This is a genomic window from Bacillus sp. EB106-08-02-XG196 (assembly GCF_013396335.1).
Classification (GTDB): Bacteria; Bacillota; Bacilli; order Bacillales; family Cytobacillaceae; genus Neobacillus.
Genome location: NZ_JABWSY010000024.1, coordinates 1 through 20,974 on the forward strand (window position 1 = coordinate 1; position 20,974 = coordinate 20,974).

The 20,974-nt window shown below is 37.2% G+C and carries 22 protein-coding genes; 13 read left to right on the plus strand and 9 right to left on the minus strand.

The window, feature by feature from the left end; translation table 11 throughout:
- Positions 1–260: 260 nt before the first annotated feature.
- From MLOOGBEN_RS26710 to MLOOGBEN_RS26720, 3 genes are read left to right on the plus strand one after another with little or no spacing between them, the layout of a single operon-like run.
- A complete protein-coding gene (locus MLOOGBEN_RS26710) occupies positions 261–758 on the plus strand; it encodes a hypothetical protein (protein ID WP_179161290.1) in 498 nt (165 codons plus the stop codon).
- A 38-nt stretch (positions 759–796) separates the two neighbouring features.
- Complete coding sequence (locus MLOOGBEN_RS26715; RefSeq protein WP_179161291.1) at positions 797–1,486, plus strand: NUDIX hydrolase; 690 nt, start codon at positions 797–799, stop codon at positions 1,484–1,486.
- A 37-nt stretch (positions 1,487–1,523) separates the two neighbouring features.
- Complete coding sequence (locus MLOOGBEN_RS26720) at positions 1,524–2,276, plus strand: GNAT family N-acetyltransferase (RefSeq protein ID WP_179161292.1); 753 nt, start codon at positions 1,524–1,526, stop codon at positions 2,274–2,276.
- 161 nt (positions 2,277–2,437) lie between these two features.
- On the opposite strand, the gene ilvB is transcribed toward MLOOGBEN_RS26720, so the two are convergent.
- Positions 2,438–4,096, minus strand: coding sequence for a biosynthetic-type acetolactate synthase large subunit (ilvB, locus tag MLOOGBEN_RS26725; protein WP_179161293.1), 1,659 nt, complete (start codon positions 4,094–4,096; stop codon positions 2,438–2,440).
- Positions 4,097–4,535: 439 nt separating this feature from the next.
- Between ilvB and MLOOGBEN_RS26730 the strand changes: the two genes are divergently transcribed.
- Complete coding sequence (locus tag MLOOGBEN_RS26730) at positions 4,536–5,036, plus strand: hypothetical protein (protein WP_179161294.1); 501 nt, start codon at positions 4,536–4,538, stop codon at positions 5,034–5,036.
- Between the two features lie 255 nt (positions 5,037–5,291).
- Here MLOOGBEN_RS26730 and MLOOGBEN_RS26735 read toward each other — a convergent pair whose 3' ends face one another.
- Complete coding sequence (locus MLOOGBEN_RS26735; RefSeq protein ID WP_179161295.1) at positions 5,292–5,528, minus strand: hypothetical protein; 237 nt, start codon at positions 5,526–5,528, stop codon at positions 5,292–5,294.
- Between the two features lie 152 nt (positions 5,529–5,680).
- On the opposite strand from MLOOGBEN_RS26735, the gene MLOOGBEN_RS26740 reads away from it, so the two are divergent.
- From MLOOGBEN_RS26740 to MLOOGBEN_RS26760, 5 genes are all read left to right on the plus strand, one after another.
- Positions 5,681–6,184, plus strand: a complete 504-nt coding sequence (locus tag MLOOGBEN_RS26740; protein WP_179161296.1) for a DinB family protein — start codon at positions 5,681–5,683, stop codon at positions 6,182–6,184.
- Between the two features lie 221 nt (positions 6,185–6,405).
- The gene (locus tag MLOOGBEN_RS26745) at positions 6,406–6,786 is read left to right on the plus strand and encodes a hypothetical protein (RefSeq protein ID WP_179161338.1); all 381 of its coding nucleotides are present in this window, start codon (positions 6,406–6,408) and stop codon (positions 6,784–6,786) included.
- Positions 6,776–7,246, plus strand: a complete 471-nt coding sequence (locus MLOOGBEN_RS26750; RefSeq protein ID WP_179161297.1) for an aminodeoxychorismate lyase — start codon at positions 6,776–6,778, stop codon at positions 7,244–7,246. The genes MLOOGBEN_RS26745 and MLOOGBEN_RS26750 overlap by 11 nt, the downstream gene beginning before the upstream one ends.
- A 125-nt stretch (positions 7,247–7,371) precedes the next feature.
- Positions 7,372–8,910 carry a DUF4145 domain-containing protein gene (locus MLOOGBEN_RS26755; RefSeq protein ID WP_256989288.1) on the plus strand — a complete coding sequence of 513 codons (1,539 nt, stop codon included), beginning with the start codon at positions 7,372–7,374 and terminating at the stop codon, positions 8,908–8,910.
- Between the two features lie 161 nt (positions 8,911–9,071).
- Complete coding sequence (locus MLOOGBEN_RS26760; RefSeq protein ID WP_256989289.1) at positions 9,072–10,418, plus strand: multi antimicrobial extrusion protein MatE; 1,347 nt, start codon at positions 9,072–9,074, stop codon at positions 10,416–10,418.
- 59 nt (positions 10,419–10,477) lie between these two features.
- Here MLOOGBEN_RS26760 and MLOOGBEN_RS26765 read toward each other — a convergent pair whose 3' ends face one another.
- Entirely contained in the window at positions 10,478–11,293 is an 816-nt protein-coding gene (locus MLOOGBEN_RS26765) for a S1C family serine protease (protein WP_179161298.1), read from the minus strand.
- A gap of 124 nt (positions 11,294–11,417) precedes the next feature.
- On the opposite strand from MLOOGBEN_RS26765, the gene MLOOGBEN_RS26770 reads away from it, so the two are divergent.
- On the plus strand, positions 11,418–12,335 hold the full coding sequence (locus MLOOGBEN_RS26770) for a ketopantoate reductase family protein (protein ID WP_179161299.1): 918 nt from the start codon (positions 11,418–11,420) through the stop codon (positions 12,333–12,335).
- A gap of 103 nt (positions 12,336–12,438) precedes the next feature.
- Here MLOOGBEN_RS26770 and MLOOGBEN_RS26775 read toward each other — a convergent pair whose 3' ends face one another.
- Positions 12,439–13,776 carry an NAD(P)/FAD-dependent oxidoreductase gene (locus MLOOGBEN_RS26775; protein WP_179161300.1) on the minus strand — a complete coding sequence of 446 codons (1,338 nt, stop codon included), beginning with the start codon at positions 13,774–13,776 and terminating at the stop codon, positions 12,439–12,441.
- Positions 13,777–13,847: 71 nt separating this feature from the next.
- Positions 13,848–14,243: a hypothetical protein gene (locus tag MLOOGBEN_RS26780; protein ID WP_179161301.1), complete on the minus strand. Its 396-nt coding sequence runs from the start codon at positions 14,241–14,243 to the stop codon at positions 13,848–13,850.
- 223 nt (positions 14,244–14,466) lie between these two features.
- Between MLOOGBEN_RS26780 and desA the strand changes: the two genes are divergently transcribed.
- Together desA and MLOOGBEN_RS26790 are read left to right on the plus strand one after the other, a co-directional pair.
- Entirely contained in the window at positions 14,467–15,501 is a 1,035-nt protein-coding gene (gene desA, locus MLOOGBEN_RS26785) for a Delta(5) desaturase DesA (RefSeq protein ID WP_179161302.1), read from the plus strand.
- A gap of 84 nt (positions 15,502–15,585) precedes the next feature.
- Positions 15,586–16,089 (plus strand): response regulator, encoded by a 504-nt coding sequence (locus MLOOGBEN_RS26790; RefSeq protein WP_179161303.1) that lies wholly within the window; start codon positions 15,586–15,588, stop codon positions 16,087–16,089.
- 113 nt (positions 16,090–16,202) lie between these two features.
- Here the strand turns inward: MLOOGBEN_RS26790 and MLOOGBEN_RS26795 are convergent, their stop codons facing one another.
- The gene (locus MLOOGBEN_RS26795) at positions 16,203–16,571 is read right to left on the minus strand and encodes an SET domain-containing protein (protein WP_179161304.1); all 369 of its coding nucleotides are present in this window, start codon (positions 16,569–16,571) and stop codon (positions 16,203–16,205) included.
- A gap of 98 nt (positions 16,572–16,669) precedes the next feature.
- Here MLOOGBEN_RS26795 and MLOOGBEN_RS26800 point away from each other — a divergent pair, with 98 nt between their 5' ends.
- Positions 16,670–17,524 carry a dimethylarginine dimethylaminohydrolase family protein gene (locus MLOOGBEN_RS26800; RefSeq protein WP_179161305.1) on the plus strand — a complete coding sequence of 285 codons (855 nt, stop codon included), beginning with the start codon at positions 16,670–16,672 and terminating at the stop codon, positions 17,522–17,524.
- 50 nt (positions 17,525–17,574) lie between these two features.
- On the opposite strand, the gene MLOOGBEN_RS26805 is transcribed toward MLOOGBEN_RS26800, so the two are convergent.
- The 3 genes from MLOOGBEN_RS26805 to MLOOGBEN_RS26815 form a co-directional block, all read right to left on the minus strand.
- Positions 17,575–17,769, minus strand: coding sequence for an alpha/beta-type small acid-soluble spore protein (locus tag MLOOGBEN_RS26805; protein ID WP_095246793.1), 195 nt, complete (start codon positions 17,767–17,769; stop codon positions 17,575–17,577).
- A gap of 74 nt (positions 17,770–17,843) precedes the next feature.
- Positions 17,844–18,971 (minus strand): CAP domain-containing protein, encoded by a 1,128-nt coding sequence (locus MLOOGBEN_RS26810; protein WP_179161306.1) that lies wholly within the window; start codon positions 18,969–18,971, stop codon positions 17,844–17,846.
- A gap of 246 nt (positions 18,972–19,217) precedes the next feature.
- A complete protein-coding gene (locus tag MLOOGBEN_RS26815; protein WP_483296404.1) occupies positions 19,218–20,825 on the minus strand; it encodes a ribonuclease J in 1,608 nt (535 codons plus the stop codon).
- Between the last annotated feature and the right edge of the window lie 149 nt (positions 20,826–20,974).

Below are 20,974 nucleotides of genomic sequence, written 5' to 3' on the forward strand. Positions count from 1 at the left end.
AGGCAGTAGTATACTGGTCCTCAGACGTTTCGATGTCTGCGTGATGTAGCTTTACACCTTTGGTGTGAGAGTGAAATTCTCTCTTGCGAATCCGTAAAAGGTACACCGTCCTTGCTTTTACGTGAGTACATTTACTATGTAATTGTACTTAAATTCGAACGGTGGATATTCGTTAGTGCGGTTTTTTATTAAGTTAACAAGTCTCCTCTTTTGGTATAAAATTAGATTATTAATGTTACTGCTTTTTGGAGGAATGGTTAATGGCTGTTGTAAAATCGGTAAAAATTGATGGGGAGAATATATATATCTTTAATAGTGCGATTTATATCTTTGAATCACACTTGGGATACACGCTTGAATTGGATTTGCTTGTAAGTGAAGTTACGGAGAGAAAATATAAAAAAGAGCAAAATTTAATTATTGAGATAGAACTAGAAAATGGCAGATTAATTGATTCCATCATGCATTTAAAAAGCCTGTCTGGAGGATTGCCGCAGCTTAATTTATTCTGTGACCTTAATGACATTGATGAATTTGGAGATCTTGACCGAGTGAATGAGAGTAGTTCATGGTTTCCTAATGTAGAAGAGGGAGTTACATTGGAAGAAATTAGAAAGGTTGAAATGCCCAATGAGAACATTAGTCTAAAAGTAAATCTGCCCATCAATCAGGTAGAATGGTTAAAAAAGCAAAAAAAGTCGAGTTTAAATGAAATGCTGCAAGAGTTTATAACTGAATATTGGAAAAAGCAAGAATGAAATGAGTGTTTTTTAAAATAGTGGGGGTGGATTCTTTGATGGCAGCAACACCAAAACCGGCTTCAACAGTTGTATTGATGGACGAATCATCAAGGGTGTATTTAACAAAACGGCCAATCACGATGAGGTTCATGAGGGGATTTCACGTTTTTCCCGGAGGAGCCGTAGAAAAACATGATGCATATGTTGAAAATGATTATGTCAATCGTGATGATACCCAGCTTTCTATTAGTCTTTCACATTATATAGCTGCAGCAAGAGAATTATTTGAAGAAGCTGGGATTTTGTTGGGTGACAGGAAAGACGGTTTGCCAGTTCTATTGCCAAATGAAAAGCTAGTAAAATACCGAAAAAATCTTCTAGAAGGTGAAAAACCTTTTATTACAGTGTTAGAACAAGAAAATCTTTATTTTGATCCTCAATGTTTAACCTATTTTGGTCAAATTATCACACCTGAGGAAAGTCCAATTCGTTTTGATACCCGTTTCTTTTTAGCAAAGCTTCCGGAAGGTCAATATCCAGTACCAGATCAAAAGGAAATTGATGAAGCAGTCTGGATTAAGCCAGAAGATGCACTAGCTGCCTTTCAAACTAAAGAAATTAAACTTGCACCACCAACCATCCTTGCACTTCAAGCAATCATTGACTTTCAAGACAGCGGTGTCTTAAAGATGTCCGTATCAAAAGACGATTTGATGCGTCTAATTCATTTGATAAAAAATTTATAGAATAGAATTAATACTTCTGCTGAAGGGGACCTGGTTCATGCAAATTACATTTGAAAATATCTTTATTCATAGTCATGTAGTAGCAGAGAATAATCTATACAAACATTTTCATTTTCCAGAAATGTTATCAAGATATGATAGTAATTATATAGAGTTTAAAACATTTCCTACACTGGTCGAATTTAAAAACGCAGAAAGTTATTTAAGAGAGTATCATCACAGAAACGGTCAGAAACATGTGAAGTTCAAATTTCCTGTCGATAAAAAGGTCCCAGTTGAGTTAGTGAATTACTTAAATCAAAAAAATTATGATATTGGTTTTCTCGAACTATATGCTATTCAACCAAATCGGTTTCCGGAAGTGAAGGTTAACCCCGACATTGAGGTTGAAATCGTAACAGAAAAAAACCTGAGGGATTTTCTATCCTTACAGTATCAGCAGGATATCGTATTTGGCAGTAATTTCGCTAATCAAAAGGTAGAGTTGAATAAATGTATTTTTAAAGACCCAACTATCATGCAGCTGATAGCTTTATATAAAGGTACGCCAGCTGGGGGAGTGGATGTAATTATTTCAGAAAATACAGTTGAAATAGATAACTTAGGTGTGGATGAAGCCTTTCAAAAGAAAGGAATCGGCAGCAGAATCCAGAAATTTGTGATGGATACCTTTCATGATAAGACCGTCATCCTCGTCGCGGATGGTCAGGACACTCCAAAGGAAATGTATAAGAGGCAAAACTATCAATACCTTGGCTATCAATATTACACACAAAAAGTGGAAGATTGAGTATAATTTAGGCCTAATTTGGTGCCTGTCACCAAGGTGACACCTAAAAGGTGTTCACCCGCCGTGGACACTGTCCATCTCAGGCGGACAGTTGGATTGTACATTCATGATTACCATAGAAAAACGCCAAACCTTTAATACATAAGGGTTGGCGTTTTTTATTAGCGAGATAGGATGGTTTGATGGTTGTTTTGATTTGGAGGTACCATCGGATAGACGTTTTCTTCTTCAATTATATTAAACTCCATGAGAACAGGTCCGGTACGCTGAAAGCCCTTCGCGATAATCTCCCGAGCTTCTTCCTCAGTCATGGCTTTAAAACCTTCTACACCATAAGCTTGGGCGAGTTGGGCAAATTCAGGAGAAATCATTTTGACTGCTGAATATCGTCCCTGATAAAACAGTTCCTGCCATTGACGAACCATGCCTAGGTAGCCATTATTTAGAATCGCAATTTTAATTGGAAGTTGGTATTTCACTATCGTAATCAATTCCTGCAGGTTCATTTGAAAGCTGCCATCACCAGAGACACAAATTACGGTTTTTCCAGGATTTGCTGCAGCTGCTCCAATGGCTGCCGGCAGTCCGTAGCCCATCGTTCCTAAACCGCCAGATGTAATAAGTGTTCTTGGCTGAGTAAATGCATAATGATGAGCCGTCCATATTTGATGCTGACCCACATCCGTCACTACTACGGTATCCTGATTGGAATCGTCACTTAAGAGTCGGATTACTGTCTGGGGTTTAAGCAGACTGTTGGATTTATCAAATCGAGGGACTGTGCGGTTCCATTCAACCACTTCGTTTGTCCAGATTTCAACATTTCTGTTAATTTGTTGATAATCTAAAGGATGTTTTATATTTAATATGAACTCTTTGGCGTCACTGACAATTGGTAGATCTACAGTTATAATCTTATTGATTTCAGCCGGGTCTATATCGACATGAATCTTCTTAGACTTTGGTGAAAAACCGCTAATTCTCCCCGTCACACGGTCACTGAAACGAACTCCAATACAAATTAAAAGGTCGGCATGGTGCACGGCTTTATTGGCAGCGAATGTACCATGCATCCCTAACATTCCCAAATATAATGGGTTTCCTGCTTGCATTGATCCTATTCCCAAAAGGGAACTTACAACAGGGATTCGAGACCGCTCTACAAACTCCCTTAATTCATGGGCTGCTCCCGAAGCAATAACACCGCCACCGATAAAGAGAACAGGTTTTCTGGCATTTTCAATTAAATCTTTTGCGGCTTTAATTGATTTATCTAAGTTGATCTGGTTGACTTTTGTTGGACTATGACGCTGGGTTGGAAAATCCTTTACATCAGTATCTGTGGTGAGTTCAATTAAAACAGGACCTGGTCTGCCATCAGCTGCTATCGTTAGTGCTTTCATCAGAACTTCGTTAAAACCATATACGTTTATTTTAAAAGAGTGCTTTGTGATTGCCATTGTAAGCCCTGAAATATTTATTTCCTGAAGCGCCTCTTTATTTAGCGAGTCTTGCTTAATTTGACCTACTATTATGACAACCGGTACAGAGTCACTAAAGGCGGTTGCGATCCCCGTAATTCCATTGGTTACTCCAAAAGCAGATGTCAGCAGGGCCACTCCGGGTCTACCTGTTGCTCGCGCGTAGCCATCGGCAGCATGAACGGCAGCCTGCTCATGCATCATCTGATAATATCGGACATTGGAGTCTTTCGAGACCATAAATTCTTGGGCATCACTGCCAAAGAAACAGTCCACCCCAAGTGAGTTGAAAGAGTTTAATAATACTTCTACATCTGAAAATTCTTTTACTAATGACATTCCTTCACCTGATTTCTATTTTTAAAGAATATTCTAATTTATTGAGAATGACTTGTATGTGAAATAAATCATTGTTTCAAGGTTTTTTGTGTATTTTTAAGTTTTCAAATGAAATGAAATAAGTAAAAGGAGTAGAATTTATATGGAGGGGTGTTTGTGAATATGAATTTAATCTTATTTAAACACTGAATTGTTACAGTTTTGTGAATTATTAATTATGTTATATCCGTCTTAATCTTATCATGCTATACTTCTGTTATTATTCAGTACTCTTCATATACTCCTCTAAATATCCTCATTAATTTCCTGCGAATTAAGTTCTGTTTATCTTAAAACCTTTCTTGTTAAGCCCTATTTTTAGGAGGTGATTACTAAAAAAATGTATAGCTGCTCTGTTGAGGATTCTATTTAAAAATCTATATTTTTTAGGAGGAATAAAATGGGACTTGATATGCATTTATATTCTTTTCCAAGGATTGAAGGTATGAATTTGGATGAAATTCGATCAGCTGATATCCATCTAAGTGAGCTAGAAGTAGAAAAGGGCGCCATCTACGAGAAGATAAAGGATTACATTAAGCGCTTTGAGGAATTAGACTTCTCCTGGTGCTGTATAAGAGCTGAGATTGTTACATGGCGAAAAGCAAATCAAATTCATCATTGGTTTGTAGAAACTGTCCAAAATGGAAAAGATGATATGTGTTCCTATGAAGTGTCAAAGGAAAACCTGCAGGATTTATATACTTCATGCGTAAACGTTTTATTGAAAAGAAAAACACCACATAATGAATTACCCACAAGGACAGGTCCATTTTTCGGAAGTACCTCTTATGATGATTATTATTACTGGGAAGTAGACCGGACCAAAACCATTCTTGAAAATCTCCTCAAAACCTTCAATTTTGAAACCCACTATATGGTGTACTGTGCCGATTGGTAAAATCCTTAAATTAAATTATTCCATCAAAAAAAACATTAACCTTCATTAATGCAACTTTCTCTGGTGCTCGTTTTACAAATAAAAAGAATTTAGGTATTGTTATAGTAATCAAAACGGAGGTAAATTATGGAGGATATATAAACTTGAAAGAAAATTTCATGAGAATATACATGATTAGTTTATCGAACATTTAATGTCAAAACAAAACCCTATCTTTTACGAGGTAGGGTTTTGTTTATGAAAACATTTAAGGGCTTATTCCATTTCATCATCTGTTTGCTCAGGGGTTTCATCATGTAAGAAACGTCTGTTTTCTTGGTTTTTATAATCATTGTTGCTTTCATTTACGTTTGTTTTAAGGTCATATTGAACAGGACGGAAATTAACATCATTCTCTTGATTTAATGAATCTCTTTTGTCAGCGTTACATGCCGATAAAAATCCGATTGAAAGGAAAGCAGATAAAATAACAATTTTCCATTTAGACTTCATATTATTACTCCTAGCATCATTTTATTGAGAATATTTTTACTATGCACGTAACAATATTTTTTAGTCTTAAATTGAATAGGAATTTTTGTTTTATTGGAAGAAGTGGTATATTATGCTACTGTACTGAAAAAAATCGTAATGGAGGAAATGGCATGTATACTTCAATCTCGCATTTTATCGATGAATGGAATCAAGAAGCGGCTTCAACTCAAAAGGTGTTAGATGCCTTAACGGATGAGTCGCTTCAACAAAAAGTTTCAGCAGACGACCGCACATTAGGTGCAATCGCTTGGCATATTGTATCAAGTACACCAGGAATGCTTATTGAGTTTGGTGTAACCGTTGAAGCGGTAAAAGACGAAAACAATATTCCAACCTCGGCTAGGGAAATTGCAGAGACATTCCGAAATGTTAGTGCTAACACGGGTGAGGCAATTGGAAAGCAATGGACAGATCAATCGTTAAGCGAAATGAAAAATGTATTTGGAATGGAGCTGCCAAGAGCCGTAATGCTTAATATGCTCATCAAGCATATCGTTCACCATCGTGGTCAAATGACAGTCCTTATGCGTCAAGCAGGTTTACAGGTTCCTGGAATTTATGGTCCTTCAAGAGAAGAATGGAGCCTCATGGGAATGGAAGCACCATCTATCTAAGAAGTACATAGTCCTTATTCAATAAGTGCCCAGTTTGTGGGTGCTTTTTTTTGTCCCATCTTCTACAAAAAAGTAAATCAAATGAATTCCTTATTCTCCTCTTTTTGACAATTGACTCAGACTTTTGATGTATTTTGTAGAATAAAATCGAAATTTATTTATTTTGGATGTATAATAGATTCTTGTGTTGTTCTATTAAAAAACAAGGAGGTAATATTTTGATGGAATGGACTTTATTTGGATTATTTCTGCTTTCTGCAATATTGCTGGGGTTTTCATTAGTTAAGTCATATCGTGACTCCAAAGTAGAGAAAAAGCAAATTGATTTAGTACATGTATCAATGATGAAAGAAATCAATAGCATCCAAGACTCAATCCGAGATATCGAGCTTGATATAGAAGTGGTCATAAACGAAGCTGGAATTCAACTTTCCCCAGAGCGAAAGCTTTTCATGCGTGAAGTCATAGACTTATATAGACGTAATTACTCGATTGAAAGCATCGCAGAGAAAAAAGAAGTACCCGAAACTGAAATTGAACAGCTGCTATCACCTTATCTGAAAATAAAGGATGAAGGGGGACTAGTTGCCAATGCGAATTAACTTATTGAGCAGCTTTGCAGCAGGAATCCTTATTACTACTTCGATTTGTGGTATTGTTTACTTCACCGATGATCAAACCACACAAAAAGTATCAGCTAAATCCTCAGAAAAAGTTCAACTAACTGCGTCACAGATGAAGGATAAACTTGAATCTGAAGGTTATGTCGTACAAACAAAGGAAGAACTTGAAAAGACGTTGCAGGCTGCGAAGAGTACTGAAACAAAACCAGCTGATACAAAAGAAAAGGCTGTAATCCAAGTCGTAGTTAATGTTGCAGATGGGATGACTAGTATCGATGTCGCTAACGCACTCTTTCAGGCAAAATTAATTCCAGACGCTTTCAAATTCACTCAGGATATTGAAGCCAGGGGGCTGCAAAACGCTTTACGACCAGGTTCATATACAGTCAATAGCGACATGTCCTACGACCAAATCATTGCGACCGTTTTTACAAATTAATATGTCAATAATTAAGCCGCTCTCTAGTTGAGACGGCTTTTCTTAATAGGTGAATCTACTAGTATATTCCAAGTATGCTTCAATATGATAAAATTAATCTATTATATGTACGAAGGAGCCATCATATGGAACATCAATCCTATTTTTATCAATTTATTGAGCCTATTTCCAAAGAACTAGCTTTAGTTGCAAGAGAATTAGAAAATAGTATTTTTTCAAGCCCAAGAACCATGCTGACACATGCGCGTGTCTTTGTGGAAAATATTTTACAGCAGGTTATTAATGTGGAACAATTGTCTATTGATCCTCGTGGTAATTTAAAAGATCACCTTGATATGCTGAGCGATAAAGGTTATCTAATGAAAGAAGTACAAGATGCATTACATTTAATTAGGCAAAGTGGAAATCAAGCTGCCCATAATTCGAGAATGTTCCGTTTTTCTGAGGCGCTGTTATCATGGGAGGCATTATACAAAATCGTTAAATGGTATGTAGAGGTGTATGGTCCAGTAGATATTACAGTTCCAGATTATCAAGATCCATCTCCTCATATGGAAAATAGATATGATATGTCTGAGCTTGAAATTCGACTCAAGTCACTTGAAGAGCTTCTTTCTCATTCTGTTCAAAAACTCACCACTGAGCCTGCTCTTGCAGAAGCGGCGGTAAGTGTGGAAACGCCTCTCGCAATAAGTGAAGAGGTAAATCCAGGATTCACCCCTATTCGGACGCTATCGTTTATTGGCAGACAACTAGAGGTTCCATATTTTCTTCGGGATGCTTTCTTACTTCCGCAAAGATTTGAAAAATCCGAAACCTTCCTAATAAGACTAGGAGCAGAGCAACAAGCACGGATTATGAGTGAGCTGCCAAGTAATCTGGCTGGTCTTCACAATCATGTCAAACGATACAGTGAAAAGAATGATGAAATACTCTTTGAGGAGTTAAAGACCTTTATTGAGGAAGAAAAAATCAGAAGGAAGCTTTCACTCGAACGATCGGGGGAACTGTTTTTCTTTTACAAGGCTGACCATATCGTTGTTACGGAGGAACTTTCAAAGGTTCTGCTTACACCAACAGAATTCACTGGGATTCCGAGCTTATTAAGACAATTAAACGATGATCAAATTGAAAGTGTCGGGCAGCTTCCAAAGGAACTTGTGATTCTTGCAAAATACGAAAATGTTGGTATTGGTACCGTTGAAAAGCTATTTGAGCAACTGAAGAAAAAAGTAAATGAAAAAACCTTAACACTAGAGGTGGAGGAGTCTGTTCGGACAAGCAATAAAAATTGGGAATCCTTGTATATCAATGTTAAGCTTGGAAAAGGGAACACGGTTATTCGTGGTGAAAGTGTACCTGCACTATGGAAAGAAGGTTTAAACTGGATTGAAGATCACCATCTTCCTCTTCATCAACTAGTAGAAGAAGGTGTAGTCCTTGGGGCAACGGATAATGGTAAACGCTTTGCTGTAGCGCTTAAACCCATTCATAAAGATAAGAGACCATTTACCCAAGTGCATACCTATCAATCTAAACGAACAGAGACTACCTATTACCTTGAAACCAAAATCAATCCTAAATCCGGACTAGAAACTCTCGCGAAACTCCTTACACGTTTAGGAGTAGAGGTGAAAATTCCATTACTCGAAAGTGACAATTGACTTTTTTAACACCGGCATCCGAAGAGTGATTGTCGGTATTTTTTTGTTTTTCTAAAAATTGAGTATACCCAAGTAACCAGAAGAGTTATAATAAATTGGAATAAATTTAGAGTATCGAAATAAATTAAGGAAGATATTCTAACTAAAAGGTGATGGAGAAAATGAAAAAAACAGATGAAAACCTGAGTATGAAATCCTTGTTTATTTTCTTTATTCCTTTAGGATTGTCAGCCAGTCTTGTTACGATATCCCATATTATTATCAACAGTACATTAGTTAGAGCAGATAATTCTGAATTTATTTTAGCTAGTTATGCGATTGCCATGAGTCTGTTTGTCATTACGGAACGGCTGGGTAATTTACTTCGTCAAACTTGTTCTTCATTGGTGAGAGATAAAGATTCGTATAAATTAATGTCTCATTTTGCTTTTTACCTCATCATTAGTTTAATGTTAGTGGCCATTTCAGTTGCCTATACTCCGGCAGGAGATTTTATATTTGCGAAAATCTTTGGAGCTAAAGCGAATATGGTGGACGATATTAAGGGGATTTATCAAGTACTCATATTTGTTACAATATTTTCAGCACTTCGTTGTTTAGCTCAGGGAATTATTATTTATAACCGACAAACGAAATGGTTAACGATTGGAATGGTCATAAGGCTTGCTGCGATGTATTTGTTGTCACTGTATTTTATTCAGAGTGGTCAAATTACAGGAAAATCAGGTGCGATTATCTTTTTATTAGGGATGATCATTGAATGTATCATCAGTTTCATTGAAGCTAGGAAGTTAATAGGTAAAATGCCTGAAAAACACGAAAAACAAATAGAGTCAAAGAGAAGTATTTTTAAATTTTATAGTCCACTTATGTTTTCTTCCGTGATTGTCGTTATGATTGGTCCGGCAATTAATATTTCTTTAGGGAAAACAATTGATATTGAACTGGCAATCGCTAGTTACGCCATCGCCTTGAGTGTGACTCAATTAATTTTAAGTTTTTTCACCTATATCCATCAAATTGTCATCAATTTTTATGGAGACCATAACGCCATTGTAAAAAAATTTTTACTAGTGGTTGGTTTTATCCCTTTTTTATTGGTTGGGATATTATCCTTTACCCCGCTGGGAGGACTATTTTTAGAGCATGTGATTGGGGTGAACGGGAGACTATTGGATGCAAGTTTACAAGTGCTCCAAGTTACAATGTTAATGGCCCTTGTGTTTCCGTTTGTAGATTTCTTTAATGGTTTACTAATGGTATATAAGCAAACAAAAGTAACGATTTATTCTCAGTCTGCCAATTTTATCGTTACAGTGGTTGCGTTAATCATTGGCGTGAATTTTGCAGCTCAATGGAATGGAACAATCGGCGCGATTGCACTTTCAGTTGGATTTTTAGCTGAATTAATGGTCGTAAGCAGCTTTGTCCACGCCATAGAACGAAAAGAAGGTAAATATAATAGGTTTCGAATAAAGATTTTTTCTAGAGCAGGAAGGAATCGGTAGTCTTTGGCTTTATTAAATGTATCCCAAAATATATATGAACTACAATTAGCTGCTGGTCATTATTCTGATAACTGATCTATGATTTTCTTTATGTGGTATGAGGGAATGGCGACTCCAACAATTTCCTTTGTCTCTATTTCAGGATTTTGCAAGGTGGCAAAAATCACTCCAACGACTTCACCATTTTGATTAAGTATCGGACTTCCGCTATTCCCCTTATAAATAGGAGCTTCAATCATCATAACCGGTACATCCCAGTCGGTTAAGTGAGCTTTTCCTATGATTGTACCTTGATTGGCAATTTGGGTAAAGGCTAACGGATTTCCGATAAAGGTGATTTCCTCGCCAACCCATCTTTCCCAATCCTTGTTGATAGCTAGTGGAAGAAAAGGGAGGTTTTCTGCGTCAATTTCTATAATAGCAACATCTATTTCGGGGTGTTTCGCGACTACCTTGCCACTATATGAATCTCCGGATTTGAAATGGACATTTACTTTATTTGTACGGTCAACAACGTGTTCATTGGTAACAATTAATCCATCAGCTGTGACCGTAAAACCCGTTCCTTTTGTTCCATCCCATTCAATCGTCACAACGGATTTCTTATATTCTTTCACTTCAGGATGCTTTGATAATTGATTTGACACTTTAACAAAGTTGATAGCAGGGAGGTTAAATATATTAATCCACACCTCTAAGCCGCTTATCAAAAGTGCTAGCACGAGCAGGGAACTAACGATTTTTACCATAAACTTTTTCCGTTTCTTCTTTTGAAGTTTCTCTTTTTCCCATTCCTGCTTATCATCAGGATTAAAAAAGGTCTCCCAGTCGATATCGTCTTCTGTATGTTTTGGGTCGTTCTTTTCGTTATCCACGTTTTATCCCTCATTACGAATTTTATATATTCCTATTATAGCGATAATAAATGAAAAACGAATCATTATTATCCACTACAATTTTCATGATAAAATGAATAAAAAAGCGGAGAGGACTTAAAAGATGGAAATAAAAAAAGTATCTATTATCGGATTAGGAGCATTAGGAATCTTATTTGGGAGCCATTTCGCCAAGAGAATGCCGAAGGAAGATGTAAGAATTATTGCCGACCGTAAGCGAATCGATAAATATAAAGAAGAACATGTTTATTGTAATGGTGAACTTTGCGACTTCCACTATGTAACTCCCGAAGAACCCTGTGAACCAGCAGATTTACTAATCTTCACAGTAAAATATGAGGGCTTACATGATGCTATCCAAGCTGTCCAACACCATATAGGAAAGGACACAATCATTTTATCCGCCTTAAATGGCATTACTAGTGAAGGGATCATTGGTCAAGTATATGGTTTGGATAGGATCCTATATAGTGTGGCCCAAGGAATGGATGCGGTAAAGGTAGGAAATAAACTTACATACGACCATTTAGGAATGCTTTGCTATGGTGATCAGAAGCCTGGTATGATATCTAAAAAGGTTAAGACTGTTGCGGCTTTTTTTGATAAAATTGATTTTCCATATGAAATTGACACCAATATGAATAAGCGGCTATGGGGAAAATTTATGCTGAATGTAGGAGTCAATCAAACCGTCGCTGTTTATAAAAGCAATTATGGTGAAGTTCAACGAGAAGGCGAAGCGAGGGAAACCATGATCGCTGCAATGAGAGAGGTAATTACCTTATCTGAATACGAGGGGATTAATCTTAGTGAGGCAGACCTGAATTATTGGTTAAGTGTGTTAGCTACTTTAAGCCCAGAGGGGAAACCTTCCATGGCGCAGGATTTGGAAGCGCGTCGTTATAGTGAGGTGGCTTTATTTGCGGGAGCAGTATTGGAGATGGGGCAAAAACATCGAGTACCAACCCCTATAAACAAAAAACTATATGACTCCATTAAATCCATTGAAAGTACTTATTGAAAAAGTAACCTCTTTGTTATTTAAAAAGAGTCTTTCGTGTCCTGGCTATTTTTTTAAAAGCCGTTCTCTGAATATGGAGGACGGCTTTTTTTGTCATTGGTATTTAAGATTTACGGGACTTTGAAAAAACAAATATCACTACACTTTTAATAATACCTGGCTTCATTAAAGAAGTTATTGGTCGAACTAGATTCATTACTTTGACAAACGAGTTGTAAATTTCTTGATTCTGTGAGGATAAAAGAAAGATATTTTTTGCATACCATTGCTGTAAAGAAAGACCAAAGGGCTTTTTCCCTTTCGTGGCAGGATATCGGAAATCTTCTGTAATGACCATATTCCAAATAGGGGAAATGATTTTCGCAGCACTTTTGTGAAACGCCGCTGGAACTTTATGTAGTTCCCCTTCATGCTTCTGCAACAGTTTTTGCAGCGCAAGCGCTTCTAATATGGCAATACTCATTCCTTGACCAAAAACGGGATCTATTCTGCAAACCGTATCACCAATCTGCACTAATCCATTTGGTGAATTTTCTACCTTATCAAATCGTCTCCAAATGATATTCGGGATACGGTAGAGTGATGTTTTGGTTAAGGGAGTCGCATTTTCTATTTCTTGATAGATATCTAGTCGTGGCAGTTTCTTTACCATTTCTATAAAGCCGTTATCATCTTTTACTACTTCTTGATTATTAACTGAGTTATGATAGCCCATAAGAGTAACAATATAACGATTTCCCTCTACCTTTGAAATAGTACCACCTATTTTTTCCTGAGGCGGGTTAGGATATACCATTTTAATCTTCCAGTCCCTGTCTTGATTTTCAGATAGCTCAAATTGTTTACTCACATAGCTTAAGTTGATTTCAACTTTTTCCTCAGGAATACCGAACCCGTGTTTACCTAACCAGTTCGAAGAAAGACTGCTAACTCCACTGGCATCGACCACAAGATCAGCTATTATTGATTCATCTTTTAGTTGAACACCGATAATTTGATTTTGTTCTTCATTATATAAAAAATCCTCGACCACTTGATTGTAAGAAAAAACAACGTTAGGAATTCTTTTTATATATTGTTCAATATGCCATTCTAAATGCGGCCGCGTCTGTAGTGTGGTATTGTACCCGCCGTCATAGCGAACCTTCCAAGCACCATGGTGAAACCATGCGAGATCAATGGTTGAGTTGATTTTAACAGCCCCAGTACGATGGAAATCTTCTGTTATACCAGGTAATAACTCCTCTAGTCCATACTCACCAGCATGTAGAAGGGCATGTAAATGTTCGCCTTGTGGAGCACCTTTCCTTGGCGAAGGTCCTGCTTGCACTTGATCACGTTCCAAAATGACCACTTCTTTATAAATATCCGACAGCACACGTGCTGCTAATTTTCCGGAAATACCCCCGCCAATAATGATTGCTTTGTTCTTTGAAGACACGAAATTTACCACCTGCCATAATTATTAATAAAAAGGACAATAGAAAAAGCAACCCTATGGGGTTACTTAAGTTAGGCGCCAAGTTTTTCTGAAATGTATAGAGAATTGGTTTCATCCCAGTGAAAAATACCTTCTTGGAGTTGTATGGTTGTATCAAAAGGACGAGGTATCGGTAAATCTCCCAGCTGCTCCATCAATTGTTCTCTTAATTGAAGGAGTTCATTTCTCGAAGCAATCCGAATAACTTGTTTTAGGGAGAGCTCCTTTAAGTTAATACTTTTACTGTTACAGATGCTATCCTGGAATGGCTTGTTAAACTGGATCATCATTTGTAAATCATTAAGGCAGGCAACCCCAAAAACATCTTTTATGATGTCATCATATTTAAGCTGGTAGCCAGTTGCAAATTTAATAATTCTCTTTTCGGGATTTTCTAAAATATAAATTGTATCAATTTGATTTTTCATTTATTAGCACCCTTTTGTTCTAAACAGTAGCCTCATTCCTTACACCACTGCGTTAGTTGATTAAAACATTGTTATTTTATTATAGCACAGATTTGAAATTTTGGGGCAAGAGACAACCTTATGTGACATTTGTCATACTCTGCACATGACACCTGGTACTTACCGTAATGATTTTATTTCCCTATACTTGGATTAACGACACAAACTGAAGGGAATTAAAAAAATGTCTGTACAACAAAATACGAAGAATTTACGAAAACAGGTTGCTCCATTTGAAAAATCAACAACAAAAGAAAGTATCTGGCAAATCATAAACACGGTTGGACCGTTTATTCTATTATGGTTTCTTGCATATCAAAGCTTAGCTGTTTCTTATTGGTTAGCATTAGTACCAATTGTGCTTGCAGCAGGATTCTTAGTACGAATTTTTATCATATTTCACGATTGTACCCATCATTCATTTTTTAAAAACAGGATGGCAAATCGAGCAGTTGGTACCGCAATGGGAGTTTTAACATTATTCCCATTTGATCAATGGGGACACGAACATTCCGTTCATCATGCAACGAGTGGTAACTTGGATAAGCGTGGTACAGGGGATATTTGGACGCTAACTGTTGATGAATATTTGGCAGCACCTCTTAAATTACGTATAGCGTATCGTTTTTATCGTAATCCAATTGTTATGTTTGGGTTAGGACCAATTTATGTATTCATGCTTAAGAATCGTTTCAACAGAAAAGGTGCTCGTAAGAAAGAACGAATGAACACGTATTTAACAAATGTGATTCTTGTTGCTTTGATTGCATTGCTTTCTTGGGCAATTGGCTGGCAGTCATTTCTACTTGTACAAGGCACTATTTTCATGATTTCAGGTTCAGCTGGTATTTGGTTATTTTATGTGCAGCATACTTTTGAGGATTCTTACTTTGAAGAAGATAAAGACTGGGAATATGTTAAGGCAGCTGTAGAAGGAAGTTCTTTTTATAAGCTTCCAAAACTTCTGCAATTTTTAACAGGTAATATTGGTTTCCACCATGTTCACCACCTAAGCCCAAGGGTTCCGAATTATAAACTAGAAGAGGCTCATAATGAGACGACTCCATTACAAAACGTACCAACCATTTCACTTGCAACAAGCTTAAAGTCACTACGTTTCCGTCTTTGGGATGAAAAGGCAAAGAACTTTGTAGCCTTCAAGGACGTTAAAGCTTTAGTAGAGAAACGTATTTCTGTTCAAGCAAAACCTGAACTTTAAGGTTACTCAACATGGCTGACTCTCCGGACGTAGAGGAGAGTCTCCTGCATGACTAGCAGCTGCTCGATGAGGGAGAGATAGATAATGATTCGAATTGTAATTGCAGAAGATCAGGAGCTGCTTTTAGAGGCCATGCGGAATCTGCTGAATCTTGAAGATGATATCGAAGTTGTTGGTAGTGCAGTCAATGGGGTAGAGGCCATCATGCTTGTGAACCAATTACAGCCGGATATTTGTATTATGGATATAGAAATGCCTGAAAAGAGTGGACTCGAGGCTGCAGAGTCTTTACAGGTCGATGGCTGTAAGGTGATTATTCTAACAACCTTTGCTAGACCAGGTTATTTTAAACGTGCAATGAAAGCGGATGTACGAGGCTATCTACTTAAAGACAATCCTAGCGAGGAGTTAGCTTTATCTATTCGGAGTATTATGGATGGAAAGCGAATTTATTCTAAAGAACTCATGGACGAGGATATAGGTGAAGCTGATCCACTCTTACAGAAATCCTCTCAAAGTATCAATAAAGGATCTGTCCGAAACTATTTATCATCTATTATGGATAAAATTAAGTTACCGACAGGCTGAAAAAGCATCCACATTGGATGCTTTTTTTGTTTTTTTAGTAGTAAATGGTATGATTTTTCTAGTAGGTCTTTAAAGGAAGGCAGGTAAAAGGATGAATACGTACGAGGGGGAAATTAAAATACATCAAACCACACTGGCTCATCGTCCTCGGGGTCCCCATTGTAATTGATTAGAATTTCTTCACCTTTTTTAATATGGGTATAGGCATATATATCGATTGTCTGATTTTTTAAATTGAGTTTGTATAAAGCATTTGGGGTGAAGGAGTGATTAAATAGGGAACCATAACCTAACGCTAATGCACATTCTTCATATTCTTCCCCCCACCAGAACACGTATTCTATCATGATGGTTTTTTTCAAATACTTATACTCATCCCTAGGGGAAACAATCACTGGTGCTTCATGGATTAGTTCTCCCTTCTTTATATCATGCGTTGCAAATATCCCTCTGCCATACTTTGATTTCTTTACTTCGAACATAGAGTCATCACCACCATTATTTGAATAAATCAATTTAGTATTAATCTATGACAGAATGGGTAAATTTGTTTTAGTTAATCTTTTTGGGAGGTAACGAAATGACTGAAACACCAGAGAACAATCATAAGACTTACTGTGCAAATGAGTATGATGTGTTAAAGCGGGTGATTCTTTGTGCGCCACAATATATGACCATTCGTGAAGTCATCAATGAAACACAAAAGGAATTTGAGGATGAAGGTATACATATTAAAACTGCACTAGCACAACATCGTGAATTCGTAAGGACCTTAGAAGCACATGGTGTCGAGGTTATTTTATTACCTTATCATAAAAAATACCCGGAGCAAGTATTTACACGAGATATCGGATTTACGTTAGGGCAAACCATTTTTGTCGCGAAGATGGCACATGATGTTCGCATTGGTGAAGAAGTTGTATTAAAACGATGGTTAGAGGATGAGGAAATGTCTTATTATAGTTTGGCTGAGGACAGAATTGAAGGTGGCGATGTAGTAATTGATGGAAAAACCATTTACGTTGGCTTAAGTAATCGGACCCATCAAGAAGCAGTATCACATTTGCAAGGTCTGCTAAATCAATTTGATGTAAAAGCCATCCCGTTCAAGGAAAAATATCTCCATTTGGATTGTATTTTTAATGTACTATCTCCTGAAGTGGCCCTGATTTATCCGCCAGCTCTGACAAAGGAAGATATCGATCTTTTTTCATCCCGCTATGAATTAATTGAGGTAACAGAGGAAGAACAATTTACATTAGGAACCAATGTATTAAATATTGGAAACAAGAAAATTTTAAGTTTACCCGTTAATAAACAAGTTAATGAAAAACTGCGAGATCGAGGATTTGAAGTGATTGAAGTGGATATTACAGAAATCATTAAATCCGGTGGTTCCTTCCGTTGCTGCACACTTCCTATTTTGAGAGGATAAGAAAAAGGCTGCCCGAGTATTCGGACAGCCTCTTTTTTGAAATCAAAAGGCTACTGACCTTGTTGATTTCGTAATGATTGTTCAGCGTAGGCAACAAGACGTTTCGTCATTTCGCCTCCAACTGAACCGTTTGCTCGTGCGGTCGTATCAGCACCAAGTTGAACTCCAAACTCATTGGCGATTTCTTCCTTCATTTGATTCAGGACGTTCTCTGAACCAGGAACCACTAGTTTGTTTCTAGCCATGATACATCACTCCCGACGAAGTTTTTTGAGCAATCTGGAATTGCTCGTGTTTATTTTACCCTACTTCATTTGTATTATTTAGCATAATAATTTTGCGTGTAATAAGGCTGAGATTTTTCATTAAAAGCGACACCAACGCCTAAGTACTCGTAATCTTGGCGCAGAATATTTTCCCGATGCCCCAGCGAATTCATTAGTCCTTCATGGGCAAAAATACTGCTTAATTGACCATAAGCCAAATTTTCTCCAGCCATATGAAAAGCAACTGCATCCTCTTTCATTCGATCAAAAGGTGTTTGTCCCTCAAGATTTTTATGATCAAAATAATCATTTTCTGCCATATCTGTACTATGTTCTCGAGCCGTTTCTCTAACATGTTCATCCCAAGTTAAAATAGGGAGCTGATGATTGACACGAGCAGCATTGGTAATGTCAAACATTTGATATTCAAAGCCTTCTTTTAAGGTCGGAGTTGCTTCCGTATAAAAATCTTTTTTGTTTTCTTCTAATGCTTTGCTAATGATTTGAATGGCTGTGACGGTATCTTGCTCATGTTTATCATAAAAAATGGTCACATAGGAATCATCCAATAAAAATAAATCATTGTCATTATCCTCTTGGAGCTGGTAAATGACCATTCCCTTTTGAATCTTCGTAATCGGTTCGCCAAGAATGCTGCGAACACTTTCTTTTGTCGAACTGCCGATTTTGATTCCATTGGTGGAAGCTAATAAATCCTGGTTCGTAAAAAGACCGGCAGCTTTGTTTTTTTCATCGTACATAATCATAAAAAAGTCTTGGTAATTTTCATGGTAGGCATGCCAATTTGTTCCATATTCATTAAGTGAAACCCGTTTTGCTATGCCCAAATTATGCTCTATGTCAGTCTTTTCATTTCCAAGCTCGACATTATGAACTGAAAAGATTTGTTCAGAAGGGGGTGTTAACTCAACTTTATCCAACGGATCTTCCTTGGATTTTTCTTGTTTCTGCTGCATTTCACCTAGTTGAAAGCCAAGCTGTTCTAACATCTGCTGGATATCATCATATAAAATGCTAATGGTTTCTGGTACTTCAAGATTTTCTTTTAATGACGACACGAAACCAGCTTGAATTTCTGAGTTATCCAGCTGTTTTGCTATAAAAGGCCAAGAAATATATATCAAAGATAAAATAGCAATTAATCTAAGAAAACGAAACATAATATTCCTCCAATTCTATTAGGAGTATAGCCAATTTCGCTTAACTGTAAAATAATTTCGTTCTGAAATCAAGATTAATTTTCGTTATTCTCATTATATCTTCGATAATCAGAAATTATCTGCGTTAATTAAATAATATCTGCGATAAACGGAAGTTATCTGCGATTAATCAAATATATCTGCGATGCTCGAAAATTTAAATGTCAGGCACTAATCAAGGTGCCTGACATTTGCATATACCGCTAATTAAATTTCAAGGATAATCGGGAGAATCATCGGCTTTCTCTTCGTATGCTTGAATAAATACTGACCGACCGACTTTTTAATATTTTGCTTCATGACATTCCACTGGCGAATATTGTCTGCTTCTAATTCAAGAATCACTTTCTTAACCAGGCGGTTAATTTCTCTTATCAGATCCTCTGATTCCTTTACATAGACAAATCCACGTGTAATCGTATCCGGACCCTGAATAATTTTCCGATCGGTTTTGCTAATGGTTAAGACAACAACGAGCATTCCATCCTCAGAGAGTTGTCTGCGGTCACGTAAGACAATTTCCCCAACATCGCCAACACTAATCCCATCTACATATGTGTCTCCAGCTGGTATACTTCGAGTCTGACGTGCAACTGAATTTTCAATATCAACCACATCACCATTTTTAATGATAAACGTATTCCCTTTTTCGACCCCAACCGCTTCGGCTAACTGCCGGTGATGATGGAGCATTCGATATTCACCATGAATTGGGATAAAATAGGTTGGCTTCATTAAAGTAAGCATGAGCTTTAAGTCTTCCTGGTAGCCATGACCCGAAACATGCATACCGGTTGAACTTCCTGAGCCATAAATGACCTTAGCTCCCAATTGAAATAAGTTGTCAATGATTCGAGAAACACCCTTTTCGTTACCAGGAATAGGCGAAGCTGCTAGAATAACGGTGTCCCCAGGGTAAATCGTTGCGTCCCGATAATTTCCTGTTGATAGTCGTGCAAGAGCGGCATTGGGTTCTCCTTGACTTCCTGTACATAAAATTACTACCTTATCAGGTGGAAATTGTTCGATTTCATTTGCAGAGATCAGCATTCCATCCGGAACATTTAAATACCCGCGTTCAAGTGCAACATCAACCACGTTTACCATACTTCGTCCAAGCAGGGCTAGCTTTCGATTCGTCTTTATTGCTGCCTCAACGACTTGTTGAACACGGTTAACGTTTGAGGCGAAGGTAGAGAGGATGATTTTTCCCTCTGCCTTCATAAATGCCTCCACTAAATGCTCAGCGACCATTTTTTCTGAAGGAGATAAACCTTTCCGTTCCGCATTGGTACTTTCGGATATTAAGGCGATCACACCCTGTTGGCCAATCTGAGCCATTTTATGAATGTCACTATATTGGTCATTTGAGGGTGTTAAATCGAATTTAAAGTCACCCGTATGAACGACATTACCTTCTGGTGTATGAAAAACAATCCCAAGACAATCAGGAATACTATGACTGACTTTGAAAAAGGAAACACCGATTTCTCCAAATTCAATAGTGGATTCCGAATGGATCGTGACAAGCTCACTATCCCGAAGCAGGCGATGCTCTTCCAACTTTAATTCGATAAGTCCAAGTGTAAATCGAGTAGCATAAATCGGAACTTTTAATCTTTTTAAAAAGAAAGGTATTCCGCCGATATGATCTTCATGTCCATGAGTCACAATCATTGCGCGGATTTTATGCTGATTTTCCTCTAAATAAGTCATATCAGGGATAATCAAGTCAATTCCCATTAAACTCTCGTCTGGAAATTTACCCCCGCAATCAATCACCAAAATATCGTCACCGTATTCCAGTACATACATGTTCTTACCAATTTCATTTATTCCGCCTAAGGCAAAAATGGATAATGTATTCTGATTGGTTCTCAAATCTGAATCCTCCCAGTGTTAATTAGATACAAATAGTATTCCCTTTTAAAGTCGTTTATATCGAAAAAGAACATTTTCGAGGA